Source organism: Ruegeria sp. BHSA163, from assembly GCF_059613365.1.
This window is the reverse complement of the sequence record NZ_JBXWSJ010000005.1, coordinates 1-13,741: the sequence shown is the minus strand read 5'-3', so window position 1 is coordinate 13,741 and position 13,741 is coordinate 1. Positions and strand designations below refer to the sequence as shown.

12 protein-coding genes are annotated in these 13,741 nt (G+C 53.7%); 7 read left to right on the top strand and 5 right to left on the bottom strand.

Annotated features, from left to right (window positions below):
• Window positions 1–211: 211 nt before the first annotated feature.
• From AC2FNV_RS03825 to leuB, 3 genes are all read left to right on the top strand, one after another.
• On the top strand, window positions 212–1,042 hold the full coding sequence (locus tag AC2FNV_RS03825; RefSeq protein WP_170474277.1) for a hypothetical protein: 831 nt from the start codon (window positions 212–214) through the stop codon (window positions 1,040–1,042).
• Entirely contained in the window at window positions 1,039–2,061 is a 1,023-nt protein-coding gene (locus AC2FNV_RS03820; protein ID WP_496772454.1) for an endonuclease/exonuclease/phosphatase family protein, read from the top strand. Before AC2FNV_RS03825 ends, AC2FNV_RS03820 begins: the two co-directional genes overlap by 4 nt.
• Before the next feature lie 132 nt (window positions 2,062–2,193).
• The gene (gene leuB, locus AC2FNV_RS03815; RefSeq protein WP_170607433.1) at window positions 2,194–3,297 is read left to right on the top strand and encodes a 3-isopropylmalate dehydrogenase; all 1,104 of its coding nucleotides are present in this window, start codon (window positions 2,194–2,196) and stop codon (window positions 3,295–3,297) included.
• Between the two features lie 49 nt (window positions 3,298–3,346).
• Here leuB and AC2FNV_RS03810 read toward each other — a convergent pair whose 3' ends face one another.
• Complete coding sequence (locus AC2FNV_RS03810; RefSeq protein ID WP_170607431.1) at window positions 3,347–5,536, bottom strand: transglycosylase domain-containing protein; 2,190 nt, start codon at window positions 5,534–5,536, stop codon at window positions 3,347–3,349.
• A 257-nt stretch (window positions 5,537–5,793) separates the two neighbouring features.
• On the opposite strand from AC2FNV_RS03810, the gene AC2FNV_RS03805 reads away from it, so the two are divergent.
• From AC2FNV_RS03805 to AC2FNV_RS03795, 3 genes are all read left to right on the top strand, one after another.
• Window positions 5,794–6,132, top strand: coding sequence for a P-II family nitrogen regulator (locus AC2FNV_RS03805; RefSeq protein ID WP_170474266.1), 339 nt, complete (start codon window positions 5,794–5,796; stop codon window positions 6,130–6,132).
• Window positions 6,133–6,164: 32 nt separating this feature from the next.
• Window positions 6,165–7,481, top strand: coding sequence for an ammonium transporter (locus AC2FNV_RS03800; RefSeq protein ID WP_170474263.1), 1,317 nt, complete (start codon window positions 6,165–6,167; stop codon window positions 7,479–7,481).
• 141 nt (window positions 7,482–7,622) lie between these two features.
• The gene (locus AC2FNV_RS03795; RefSeq protein WP_170607429.1) at window positions 7,623–8,312 is read left to right on the top strand and encodes an aspartate/glutamate racemase family protein; all 690 of its coding nucleotides are present in this window, start codon (window positions 7,623–7,625) and stop codon (window positions 8,310–8,312) included.
• Window positions 8,313–8,315: 3 nt separating this feature from the next.
• Here AC2FNV_RS03795 and AC2FNV_RS03790 read toward each other — a convergent pair whose 3' ends face one another.
• The 4 genes from AC2FNV_RS03790 to AC2FNV_RS03775 form a co-directional block, all read right to left on the bottom strand.
• Window positions 8,316–9,500, bottom strand: coding sequence for an amino acid aminotransferase (locus AC2FNV_RS03790; protein ID WP_170610989.1), 1,185 nt, complete (start codon window positions 9,498–9,500; stop codon window positions 8,316–8,318).
• Window positions 9,500–10,354: a 3-mercaptopyruvate sulfurtransferase gene (gene sseA, locus AC2FNV_RS03785; protein ID WP_170607425.1), complete on the bottom strand. Its 855-nt coding sequence runs from the start codon at window positions 10,352–10,354 to the stop codon at window positions 9,500–9,502. The genes AC2FNV_RS03790 and sseA overlap by 1 nt, the downstream gene beginning before the upstream one ends.
• Window positions 10,355–10,421: 67 nt before the next feature.
• Window positions 10,422–10,694, bottom strand: coding sequence for a CBU_0592 family membrane protein (locus AC2FNV_RS03780; protein ID WP_170607423.1), 273 nt, complete (start codon window positions 10,692–10,694; stop codon window positions 10,422–10,424).
• Between the two features lie 29 nt (window positions 10,695–10,723).
• Window positions 10,724–11,287, bottom strand: a complete 564-nt coding sequence (locus AC2FNV_RS03775) for a helix-turn-helix domain-containing protein (RefSeq protein ID WP_170475368.1) — start codon at window positions 11,285–11,287, stop codon at window positions 10,724–10,726.
• A 105-nt stretch (window positions 11,288–11,392) separates the two neighbouring features.
• Here AC2FNV_RS03775 and ilvD point away from each other — a divergent pair, with 105 nt between their 5' ends.
• On the top strand, window positions 11,393–13,225 hold the full coding sequence (ilvD, locus tag AC2FNV_RS03770; protein WP_170607421.1) for a dihydroxy-acid dehydratase: 1,833 nt from the start codon (window positions 11,393–11,395) through the stop codon (window positions 13,223–13,225).
• Window positions 13,226–13,741: the final 516 nt, after the last annotated feature.

The following is a 13,741-nucleotide window of genomic DNA, read 5'->3' as shown; positions in this document are numbered from 1 at the left end:
CGGATTTGCGTCAGAAATGATGCAAAGCCGCACCAGTTTTGCCATCTTTTTGCCCGAATGACAGTGTTTCCTGCCCCTTGGCTTGAGCAGATTGTTCATTGTCGCCACTGTTGACGGAAATGAGGCATCCGTCGGAAAAAAGAGCGGCGGTCACAAGTTGGAATTAAGTCGGCGTAGAATCGACTGATCCGGTTTGGAAGGGGTTCGGATAGTGATTGCACGCACAACGGGGGCGGCGATACGTGGGCTATTGGTGGCACTGCTGGTGCTCACTCCCGCGTTGTACCTCCCTGCATCTACACAAAACGGGACCGAGATCATCGTTTTTCTAGCGATTCTCGCGTTTATCCTGACTTTCTCGGAATATAATTCGGCGTTTCCAAGTCTAATCGAATTCCGCGATGCTCCGCCTATTAACAGGCTACGTTTTGTTGGCTTAATGACGATGGTGTTGTTCCTGACGCTGATCTGCAAGAATGCCTACACTCCGACCACGGTAACCAGTATTTTCTATTCGGTCGGGCTAATGGTCGCCGATGTCGCTGACTTCCCCTACTCGCCGGTACGTCTTGTTGTACTGATGCTTCCATCTGACGCGACCGCACCATTGGTAGAGCTTGTGCGTATTTCGGCAGGTGTCGCCTATGTCGCAGCATTGGTAACAATCGCCAGCTTCGCATATGCTGTGAAACTGCGCGGTTGGCCAACTGGCAATGGCGCATTCAATGTCTGGACAAATCTGCCACTATTCGACCCCACCAAGGGAGGCGACGTTGTTACACGATTGCAGCGGGACGGACGCCTGAACATTTCAATAGGAATTTTGCTTCCTTTCCTGATCCCCGCCTTGATCAAATTGATGGCAGAATTCATCAACCCAATTGCCCTTAACAACCCTCAGACATTGATCTGGACGCTCAGCGCCTGGGCATTTTTACCTGCCAGCATGATCATGCGCGGTATGGCAACCCTGCGTATTGCAGGGTTGATCGTTGAAAAGCGCCGCGCCTACACCACCGCCGAGACAACTCAGACTGCATGATCCGTACACTTATTCTGTTGCTGCTTCCAGTTGCTGCGCAGGCAGAAACTTTACGGGTTGCTACCTATAACACTGAACTAAGTCGGGATGGACCCGGATTATTGTTGCGAGACATTCAGCGGGACAATCCGCAGGTCACGGCCGTTGTAGAGGTATTGTCGCAAACACGACCCGACATCATTGCCCTTCAAGGAATTGATTGGGATCTGGATGAACTCGCCCTTTCGAACCTGGCCGGTGCGCTGGCCAAAGTCGGAATGGACTATCCTTATCAATTCTCTGAACAACCCAATTCCGGGCTTGAAACAGCTTTTGATCTGGATGGCGACGGCTTGACCCAAGGGGCCCGCGACGCACAGGGGTGGGGTCGGTTCACCGGTCAGGGTGGGTTAGCCTTGTTGTCACGGTATCCGATAGATTTAGCCGCAACCAAAACTTATTCAGACCTTTTGTGGCGGGAATTACCGGACGCGATCCTGCCCAATGTCGATGGATCCCCATATCCCACACTCCAGGCGCAAACGGTTCAGAGGCTGTCTTCAACTGGGCATTGGGTGGTGCCGATCCTGACGCCTGGTGGTCCTTTGTCCCTAATGACCTTCCATGCAACGCCTCCGGTTTTCGATGGTCCAGAGGATCGCAACGGTTTGCGAAACCGGGATGAAATTCGGTTCTGGTCCCTTTTGTTGGACGGTGAATTTGGATCGGGACCCACAAACCGCTTTGTAATCGCGGGGGATGCCAATTTGGATCCAAACCTCGGAGACGGACACAAAACAGCAATTCAAGAATTGCTGTCTAACCCGCGAATTCAGGACCCTCAACCGGTCGATCAGCAAGGGTCATCGACTACGGTTTTCTGGGAAGGAATTGGTGAAAGACGCGTCGATTACGTCCTGCCATCGGCGGATTGGACTGTAGCGGACTCTGGTGTTTACTGGCCCGGGGCGGGACAAGGCAAGGCAGCGAGAACCGCGAGCCGACATCGGCTCGTCTGGGTTGATCTAAGTATTGACTAAGCTTCTGTTCAGTAGGTTTGGCCAGTTTACCCACGTTACCTTAGATTTTCCTTGGCATTGGCCTGAAGGTCTCATTGACCCATTGCCGTTCAAGCGCTAGGGCCATTGCGACGAAACGCAAGGAGACCCTCGATGTCCAACCCCTCGCTCCTCATCCTGCCCGGAGACGGAATTGGCCCCGAAGTTATGGCTGAAGTGCGCAAGATCATTGATTGGTTCGGCGCCAATCGCGGCCTGCAATTTGACGTCAGCGAGGACTTAGTCGGCGGCGCAGCCTACGATGTCCATGGTAAGCCGTTGTCGGATGAAACAATGGCCAAGGCACAAGAAGTAGACGCGGTCTTACTTGGTGCCGTAGGCGGCCCTAAATATGACGACCTGGATTTTTCGGTCAAACCCGAGCGCGGCCTTCTTCGCCTGCGCAAAGAGATGGACTTATATTCCAACCTCCGCCCTGCACAGTGCTTTGACGCGTTGGCGGACTTTTCGTCGCTGAAAAAAGACGTGGTCGCGGGCTTGGATATCATGATCGTGCGCGAGTTGACTTCGGGTGTCTATTTTGGCGAGCCACGCGGTATATTCGAAGAAGGTAACGAGCGCGTAGGCATCAACACTCAGCGTTACACTGAGTCCGAGATCGAGCGGGCCGCGCGATCTGCGTTTGAACTGGCAATGCGCCGGAACAAAAAACTTTGCTCGATGGAAAAAGCCAACGTCATGGAGTCAGGTATTTTGTGGCGCGAGGTCGTGAACCGCGTGGCCAACGACTATCCCGAGGTCGAGCTGACTCATATGTATGCCGATAACGGCGCCATGCAGCTGGTGCGCGCGCCAAAACAGTTCGACGTGATCCTGACGGATAACCTGTTCGGTGACATCCTTTCTGACTGTGCCGCGATGCTGACGGGGTCATTAGGGATGCTACCGTCAGCCAGCCTTGGCGCTCCGATGGCGAACGGTCGGCCCAAAGCGCTTTATGAACCGGTTCACGGGTCAGCGCCGGATATCGCCGGTGAAGGCAAAGCTAACCCCATAGCATGTATCCTGAGCTTTGCCATGGCGCTTCGATACAGCTTTGATCAGGGCGCAGAGGCTGACCGACTGGAAGCTGCGGTTGAAAAAGTCCTTGCTGACGGCGTTCGCACGGGCGATCTGTTGGCCGACGAGGGGGTTCAGCCAGTTTCGACCACCGAAATGGGCAATGCCATCGTCAACTCGCTGGACGAAAGCCTCTGAGACGGGCTTCAGGCGACACCTCGCATGTCGCCTGACCCTTTGGCGAAGGTCAGTTCCCACCGAAAATACTGTTCAGCAGGTTGTTGATGTCCTGCGCAAAGCCGCCCTGCTTTTTGCGTCGCGGTTGCTGAGGCTGCGCCGTGCGCACTGGTGCGTCAGGTTCCATCATGGGCAAGGGAGTGGGTGTCATCCCCTCGGTGACTCGCAACATGGTTTCTTTCCAAATCTCTGCAGGAAGACCTCCACCAGTGACGCCCGACAGAGGCGTGTTGTCGTCGTAGCCCATCCAAACACCCGCAACGTAATCTGCTGTAAACCCGATAAACCAGGCATCCCGTGCAGCCTGTGTCGTTCCCGTTTTTCCTGCGACCTGCCAACCCGGTAGTTTGGCGCGTTGCCCGGTACCCTCAGACACAACGCGCTCCATCATCCACGTCAGTTGCTTTGCTGCCTTGTCGTTGATGACCCGCTCGCCAATTCCCGTTGTTGTAACCATGACGGGGGATTCGTCGCCAAGTAGTTTCAATTCGGTCAATCCATAGGGTTCAACCGCCGAACCTCCGTTCAGAATCCCCGCATAGGCTCCAGTCATCTCGATCAGCGTACTTTCTGATGCGCCCAGCGCCAACGCTGGCCCTTGCGCCAGATCGCTGGCAATGCCGAATTCACTGGCGACTGTGCGGACGTTTTCGAGACCCGATATCTCCGCGACTTTCACCGCTGGAATATTCAACGAGTTCTTCAGCGCATCCGCCAAAGTCACCCTGCCGTAAAACTTATTGGTGTAGTTTTTTGGGCACCACTGACCTGATCCGGGAATGTTCACGCAATAAGGTTCGTCCACCACTGTATCCAACGGGGAATATCCCAACTCAAGGGCAGTGGCATATACAAACGGTTTGAACGATGACCCTGTTTGACGCAACGCCTGAGTAGCACGGTTGAACGCTCCGGAAACCCTTGTCTTTCGGCCACCAACCATTGCACGTACGGCGCCATCCGCGGACATGACGACAATTGCGGCTTGGGCTTCTGACCCGTCGCGCACCTTCTCCTGAAAAATGAACTGCAAAGCTTCTTCGGCTGACTGTTGCAGGCGCTGATCCAACGTAGTTCGGATCACAACATCTTCGGTAGTGTTTCGCGTAAAGAATTCGGGCCCACTAGCCATGACCCAATCAGCAAAATATCCGCCCGCGCGCGCCGCCGCTGCCTCGGACAGTTCCGCAGGTCTGCTGCGGGCCTCGCTGGCCTGAGCGGACGTCAAATAGCCCTGAGCTTCCATCAGGCCGACGACAAGTCGCGCCCGATCCTGCGAACGTTTCAAACTGTTTGTTGGTGCATACCGCGTGGGGGCAACCAAAAGGCCCGCCAACATCGCCGCTTCGGCAGGACTCACTTCGGCGGCCGATTTTCCAAAGTATCGCTGGCTGGCAGCTTCGAAACCGCGGGCGCCAGCGCCCAGAAACGCGCGGTTCAGATAAATGGTCAGAATTTCGTCTTTGGAATATTTTACCTCCATGGCCATAGCGTAAATTGCCTCTTTGGCCTTTCGCCACAGAGATCCCCTCCGGCAATCAGCCTCATACGCAGCTTCGGATTCCCAATCTTCGGGCGTATATGGTACGCCAAGGCACAACAATTTGGCGGTCTGTTGCGTGATGGTTGAACCGCCATGTCCTGACAGTGGCCCTCGACCTTCGCTCAGGTTGATACGTACCGCACTGGCTATACCGCGCGGGCTTACGCCCAAATGGCGGTAGAAGCGCTTATCCTCGGTCGCGATCACAGCATTTTTTAGATGCGGAGAGACGGTGTCCGCTGTAATCACCCCACCAAATTGGTCCCCGCGCCATGCAAAGACATTACCGTCGCGATCCAGCAGCGTGACCGACCCTCTGGCACGCCCGTCGAACAATTCATCGACGTCTGGAAGTGTCGAGTAGACCACACCTACTGCGAGAGCCAGCAACAAGGCAGCGATAGCGCCGACTCGCCAAGTCAAACCCCAGAATAGACGTAGCATCCAGCGGAACAGTCGGCGAAAAATACCACCGCCTTTCCCACCCGAACCTTTCCGCTTTGTCTTACGAGCGGTCTTGCGCGTCGCGGTTTTGCGCGCAGTCGATTTTTTCCCCGCCGGCTTTGCAGACCGCTTCGCCGACGCGGGTTTGCGCCCTTTCGATGGGTACCTTTTGTCCGCAACCAATGGTTTCTTTCGGCGTTTGGACTCAGTCATGCTCAAACTCTGCCCGATATTGCTTTTGCGCCACCTTACCTTGGTGACGCAGCTATGTAGAGGTCAGAATTTCGGGATTTTTCTCTTCCTAATTCGCCTAATTTTTAATCAAATATTACAATTTGTGCAAAAATTGTGCGTCTTCTGATGGAATCCCTCGGTCTTAACTCCCCGAAATCGTTCCTATGGGCGCGTTGTCACGCTCTTTTTCTGCAGGTGCAAAAAAACCGGTCCTTCCGGAAGCAGAGGGGAAAAACGTGAAACTCATCATTGCGACAATCAAGCCGTTCAAGCTCGAGGAGGTGCGAGAAGCACTGACCGAGGCGGGGGTGCGCGGCATGATGGTGACCGAAATTAAGGGCTTCGGCTCGCAATCGGGTCACACCGAAATTTACCGCGGTGCCGAATATGCCGTGAACTTCGTCCCGAAGATCAAACTGGAGCTCGTGGTGCCCGCAACCATGGCTGACCAGATTGTCGAGACAATCACCAACACCGCAAAAACCGGAAAGATCGGAGACGGCAAGATTTTCGTCCTCGATGTCGAGCAGGCACTGCGCGTGCGGACCGGGGAAACCAACGAGGACGCGCTGTAAGCCGCGCCAATCCGTAAAAGGACAGAGAACAGATGAAACTGAACCGAATTCTACCTACAGCTGCCGTGCTGATAGCTTTTCCCGCGGCCGCATTTGCCAATGATCCGCCATCTTCTATGGAGGATGTTGGCTATATCTTTACCACTCTGCTGTTCCTGATGGCCGGCTTTTTGGTATTCTTTATGGCTGCAGGCTTTGCCATGCTCGAAGGCGGGCTGGTACGCTCTAAGAATGTTGCCATGCAGATGATCAAAAACGTGGCGCTGTTTTCTTTCGCAGCGATCATGTACTGGCTCATCGGCTTTAATCTGATGTATCCCGGCGACGGCTGGACAATTTCCGGCTGGCTCGGCCCATTCTTTTCGACGACGACACTTGATCCCGTTGGCGTCGGTCCGGATGCAGCAGCGCTGGATTATGCATCAATCGGATCAGATTTCTTCTTTCAGTTGGTCTTTGTCGCTGCCACTGCATCGATCGTTTCTGGCGCCGTCGCTGAAAGAATTAAGCTTTGGCCTTTCCTGGTCTTTGTCATCATTCTAACTGGCGTTCTGTATCCGATTTCGGGATCCTGGCAGTGGGGTGGCGGCTGGTTGTCCGAAGCCGGTTTCTCAGACTTTGCAGGATCTACAGTCGTGCACTCGGTAGGCGGCTGGGCCGCGTTGGCAGGCGTCATCGTTCTCGGCCCACGGATTGGCAAATACAAGGACGGCAAGGTTCACCCGATTCCTGGCTCCAACCTCGCACTAGCCACTTTGGGCACGTTCATTTTGTGGCTGGGTTGGTTCGGCTTTAACGGCGGTTCGCAGCTGGCCATGGGTACTGTGGGCGATGTCTCAGACGTCTCCCGTATTTTTGCCAACACCAATATGGCCGCAGCAGCTGGTGCAGTTGCAGCCCTGATCCTGTCGCAAGTAATGTACAAAAAGCCTGACCTTACCATGGTGCTGAACGGCGCACTGGCCGGTCTGGTTTCAATCACCGCAGAACCATTGGCCCCAACCCTGTTCGGAGCACTTTGGATCGGCGCAGTTGGCGGAATCATCGTAGTACTCACCATTCCGATGCTGGACAAGTTTCAGTTGGACGACGTTGTGGGTGCGATCCCGGTTCACCTGTTTGCCGGTATCTGGGGCACCATCGCCGTAATCTTTTACGGTGACGCAAGCCTCGGAACGCAGCTTATGGGCATCATTGCCTACGGTGTCTTCACCTTCGTCGGAGCGCTGATCCTGTGGAGCATCCTAAAAGCCACAATGGGCATCCGAATCAGTGAAGAAGATGAGATCAACGGTCTCGATATGGCTGAACTTGGTATGGAAGCCTATCCGGAATTCTCCAAAGGCTAAACCGTAATTCAATAGCCTAACGAAGCCGGGCGTTCGCGCCCGGTTTTCTATTGGGTCCTGCCTTGCGCCTGATCGGTTGACTCGGAGATAACACTTTTATCAGTCTTCAAAGAAGACTGTGCAGGTTTCAGCGAGTGCACCATGAAGACAATTGGAATTCTCGGGGGTATGTCCGCCGCTTCGACTCAAATCTACTACCAAACCCTCTGCGACCTAACGCGACAACGCCTTGGCGGGTTGCACTCGCCTGAATTGTTGATCCGATCCCTCGATTTCGCCGTTATTGAAGCTTTGCAAGCAGGTGGCGGTTGGGAGGTTGCGGGGCGAGTCCTCAATCGCGAAGCTATAGCACTGGAACAAGGTGGCGCTGACTTTCTTATTCTTGCAACCAATACGATGCATAAGTTGGCCGAGCAAATGATGACAGGTGTCTCAATTCCCCTGTTGCATATCGCCGACGCGACAGCTCGAGCCATACAATCTGAGGGTCTGAAATTTCCTGGTTTGATGGCTACTTCGTTCACCATGCAGCAACACTTCTACACTGATCGCCTGATCGCAGGTGGGTTAGCGCCCATTCTGCCTAATGCCCGGGACCAGGAAACAACCCACCGCATCATCTACGATGAGCTGTGCAAAGGCATCGTTACGAACGATAGCCGAGAGATCTACATAAGTATTGCACAACGTCTGCACGATTCTGGAGCAGATTGTCTAATCCTCGGTTGCACCGAAGTGGGCATGTTGTTGAACACCAGCAACGTGCCTTGTCCCTTGTTCGACACAACGCAAATCCATTGCGAATTGGCATTGGAATTGGCGCTGAACTGAGGCTCAGACTCCAACTTCGACTATTGCCTTGGCCAAAATCGGAACTGTCGCAGCGTTAAGGCCAGCAATGTTCAGACGGCTGTCACCAACCATATATATGCCGTGATCTTTCCTGAGCTTCTCAACCAGTTCCGGCGCAGCCCCCAGACGTGAGAACATGCCCCGATGCTGGGCGATGAACCCAAAGCGATCAGACCCGCTAAAGCGCTGCAGTTCGTCAGCAAGTTGCTGACGCAAACCAAGCATGGAAAGGCGAACGTCTTCTAGCTCGGCGGACCAGTCTGCTCGCATGGCTTCATCATTCAGTATCGTTGTTACCACACGCGCACCGTGATCCGGTGGGAACGAATAATTCTGCCGATTCAAAAACGTCAATGTCGCCTGATTCAAAGCTGTCTGAGCTGGGTCGTCACTGACCGCCATTAACAGACCGGTACGTTCGCGGTAGATACCGAAGTTTTTCGAGCAGGACGCAGCGATCAAGCAACGCTTGACCGAAGAGGCCACCAGGCGTGTCGCTTGCGCGTCCTCTTCCAGACCATCGCCAAACCCTTGATACGCAATATCTATCATCGCAACCAGGCCGAGGTCATTGATGACGTTTACAACCTCCTGCCATTGCACCAAGTTCAGGTTTGCTCCAGTCGGATTGTGACAACAACCGTGTAGCAGAACCACGTCGCCTGCTTTTGCAGTCTTGAGGTCTGTGATCATACCATCAAAGTCCACGCCACGTGTTGCGTCGTCGAAATAGCGGTAAGGTACAACTTCAATTCCCAGATAGCTCAGAATCGAAAGGTGGTTTGGCCAAGTCGGGTCAGATACGAAAACGCGGGCAGAAGGGTTGGCCATACGGATCATTTCGAACGCCTGGCGGCAAGCGCCGGTCCCACCAGGCGTAGCGACCGCAGCGATGTTTCCACGGGGAACGGAGGACCCCAAAATCAAATCGATCATCACATCTGCATAGGCCGGATCACCCGCGAGACCGGTATAGGCCTTTGTCTCTTGTTCTTCCAAAATTCGCCGTTCGGCTGCCTTTACAGCCCTCATGACTGGTGTGATGCCCTCAGCGTTCTTGTACACACCTACACCCAGGTCGATCTTATGATCGCGTGGGTCCTCGCGGTACATTTGCATCAACGCCAGAATCTTATCGGCAGGCTGTGGTTTGAGGTTCTCGAACATCACTTCTCTCCGGTTGCGACGGGCAGGGTCGGGAATGCGCCCCATTCGGCCCACGAGCCGTCATATAAAGAGTGGTCTTTCTTACCCATGCGTTCCAGCGCAAGGCTAAGGATCGCGGCGGTTACACCCGACCCGCAGGATGTGATTGCCGGTTTAGAAAGATCTACGCCAGCAGCCTCGAATACCGCCCGGCATTCGTCCGGGGATTTCATTGTGCCGTCCTTGTTCAGCAGGGTTCCAAAGGGCACGTTGCGCGAACCGGGTATGTGACCAGAACGCAAGCCTTCGCGCGGCTCTGTCCCTGTTCCGGCAAACCTGTCAGCGGAACGCGCGTCTATGATTTCGTGATCGTCCAACTTCGCCGCAGCAGATACCTGCGTCACGTCGCGCACAAGATGGTTTTGAACCCTCACTGTCATGTGTCGGTCACGAATGATCGGCGGCAAGTCTTCAACCTCATGTCCCTCGGCCAGCCATTTGGGCAGACCTCCATCCAACACTGCGATATTTTCTTGGCCCATCAGACGGAACAACCACCAAACCCGCGCAGCAGACATCAGCCCGAACCCGTCGTAGACCACTACTTGATGTCCATCGCCCACGCCCATTGCACGCAAGCGAGACATGAATTTTTCCACCGGCGGCGCCATGTGAGGCAGATCGGAACGGTGGTCAGAAATTTCGTCAATGTCAAAAAAACGCGCACCGGGAATATGCCCTGCATCATATTCAGCTTTCGCGTCCCTCTGCTGTTGAGGCAGATACCACGAACCGTCCAGGATTCTAAGATCCGGGTCTTTCATGTGGGTGGCAAGCCATTCCGTAGAAACGAGGGTTTTCGGATCGTCCTGCATCAAAGCCTCCCTTAACGCGCAGAGTTTCCCTATACGCGGCAGGTTAAGGGTTCAAGGCTGGAAGCGTCTATTCTGCCCTTTGACGCAACCTGAAATGCTGGATTATCCCAATCAAACTGATGATGATCCAGAACCCTTCGATAAGCATCGACGCAAGGTTGAAGTTGTACAGCAGCGAATAAACAATCAACCCGGACCCCAAAAGGTTGACTACGGGGAAAATAAGGTCCTCGGAATTCAATAGCCGAACTTGGGTTGCAAGATACGCAGCAACAACGACCAACGCACCGATTGAGCCGATCGCGTCTGCCAGAGTAAGCGCTTCAAGGAGTGCTTCCATTACAATTACCGCCAGTTTTTTTGCGTGAGTTAACTAACCGAAGCCAACACAGCTGGCTGGGCATAGTGGTGCATATTCAGAAATGTGGTGCCGTCTTCGCCCGCTCGATATCCGTGAGGCAGGTCTGCAGGAAACCGCAGGCCCTCACCTGCATGCAGTGGCACCCATTCACCGTCGCGCAAAACTTCAAGCATTCCTTCCAGCACAAACACTTCTTCTGTCACTCCTAGGGCATGAGCCGGTGACTCGTGACACTGGTTGGGCGAAAGCGCGACATGAAAGGTTTCGGCGCCAAGTTCAGGATCAAAAGGAAAAACGATCTTAACTTTGATGCTGCCTGGAAATGTCACTGTGCGAAACACACTGTCATCTGTCGGATCACGAGAAGCTGTTGTTCCGATCAGCGCGCTCAGTGGCAGTTGAAATCCCTTTGCGATCTTCCACAAGGTGGCAATGGTCGGGCTGGATTCACCTCGTTCGATCTGACCAAGCATCGCCTTGCTGACCCCGGTCAGGTCGGCTGCTTTCGAAAGGCTTAGACCTGACGCCGCTCGCACATCCCTAAGTTTAAGGGTGATTTCATCCGATTCCATTTCAGCGCCTTGCGATTTCACTTGTGCGTTATAACGCACATGTGGTACGTGCGCTATAACATACAAGCTCAGATACCGCATGCAGGGCAAAAGGGAAACAGTATCATGCCATTGTACCGATCCAGAACTTCTACCCATGGCCGCAATATGGCCGGCGCGCGCGGTCTATGGCGTGCGACTGGTATGGGAGACGACGATTTCGGCAAACCGATCATCGCCATCGTGAATTCGTTCACCCAGTTCGTGCCGGGTCACGTCCATCTGAAGGATCTGGGCCAGATGGTTGCGCGCGAAGTCGAAGCCGCTGGCGGGGTCGCGAAAGAGTTCAACACTATCGCTGTCGATGACGGTATCGCGATGGGTCACGATGGAATGCTGTATTCGCTGCCTTCTCGAGAAGTTATCGCGGACAGCGTCGAATACATGGTCAATGCCCATTGCGCGGACGCGATGGTCTGTATCTCGAACTGTGACAAGATCACTCCGGGCATGCTTATGGCAGCAATGCGACTTAACATTCCAGCGATCTTCGTTTCGGGTGGTCCGATGGAAGCCGGTAAGATCGACATCGCCGATCTGGACGTCAAGAAGATTGACCTCGTCGATGCAATGGTTGCCGCTGCGGATGATAAGTACACCGATGAAGAGGTGAAACATATCGAGGAAAACGCATGCCCTACTTGCGGCTCATGCTCCGGAATGTTTACCGCCAACTCGATGAACTGTCTGGCCGAAGCATTGGGTCTGGCCCTACCGGGCAACGGTTCGACACTTGCCACACATGCTGACCGAAAGAACCTCTTCCTTGAGGCCGGACGTCGGATCGTTGAAATCACCAAGCGGCATTATGAGCTTGACGAGAAAGGGTTTCTGCCCCGCGAGATCGCCACTTTCAAAGCATTCGAAAATGCGATGAGCCTTGATATCGCCATGGGTGGTTCAACGAATACCGTTCTGCACCTATTGGCAATTGCGCACGAGGGCGAAGTCCACTTCACCATGAGCGACATGGACCATCTCAGCCGCAAAGTACCCTGTCTGTGTAAGGTCGCACCGAACACTGAAAACGTTCACATGGAAGACGTTCACCGTGCTGGCGGAATATTCTCAATCCTAGGAGAACTCAGCCGAGCAGGATTGATTCACGAAGAATGCAGCACGGTCCATTCTGCGACGATGGGCGAAGCGATTGCCAACTGGGACATCAAGATTGCCAATAACCCCAAGGCGCAGGAGTTGTTCAAAGCCGCACCCGGAGGCGTACGCACGACACAGGCTTTCAGCCAATCAAACCGCTATAAGGAGTTGGATGTTGACCGCGAGAACGGAGTAATCCGATCCAAAGAACACGCGTTCAGCCAAGATGGCGGTCTAGCAGTCCTTTTCGGCAATATCGCCCGCGAAGGGTGTATCGTTAAAACAGCAGGCGTCGACAAACACATTTTGAAATTCACAGGCACGGCCTATGTTTGCGAAAGTCAGGATCAGGCGGTCAATGACATCTTAACAGGCAAGGTCAAGGAAGGTGACGTGGTCGTCATCCGTTACGAAGGACCGCGTGGCGGGCCTGGAATGCAGGAGATGCTCTATCCGACCTCATACCTGAAATCCAAAGGTTTGGGTAAAGTCTGTGCGTTGCTCACCGACGGGCGTTTCTCGGGAGGCACCTCGGGGCTTTCCATCGGGCATGTATCGCCCGAGGCTGCAGAAGGTGGCGAAATTGGACTCGTCAACAACGGCGACACGATCGAAATTGATATCCCCAATCGAACTATTCATCTGGCCGTTTCTGACGAAGAGCTAGCAGAACGCCGGGAAGCTCAGGAAGAACTGGGATGGCGGCCTGCGGAGCCACGCAAACGTAAGGTTTCGACTGCGTTGAAAGCATATGCAAAGCTTACGACCAGCGCTGCGAAAGGTGCTGTGCGTCAAGTCTAACTGATCGCGTTCTCTTTGTCAGATGGAAAGCAAGAGGTGTTCAAAGTTGTATTTTTTGCACATTTTACCGTTTAGGTTGTAAATATTCGTGCAGCTCCTAAGTTAGAAAAACTCACAGATTAGTGAGGAAATCAAAATTGTTCATAAGGAGAATAGGAATGGGAAAAGGTTCACCTCAAAACGACCCAAAGGGTGCAGGATACCCATCGCAGACCGGCAAGTCGTCTGGCGGTGGCCGCGGCAATGACAAGCCGGGGGGAAAGAAGTAACCTGATTTTTTTCTATCAACGAGTAGAAAACCGAAATCAGAGTTCAGTTTCTTTTAGTGCGCTGCGCGGAGACGACCTTCGCGTAGCAAACTCAAAAATCTGTTTTTCGAACTTCAAAAAAGTCAATCGCCCAATTTGGCGTGGACCTCGTCCAAATCAATCTCAGATACCGGCATCTTATTGCTCGGGTTCTCAAAATCATATTTGAATAATTCAAAATCCTGTTTGTAGATTTCATAGACAAGGT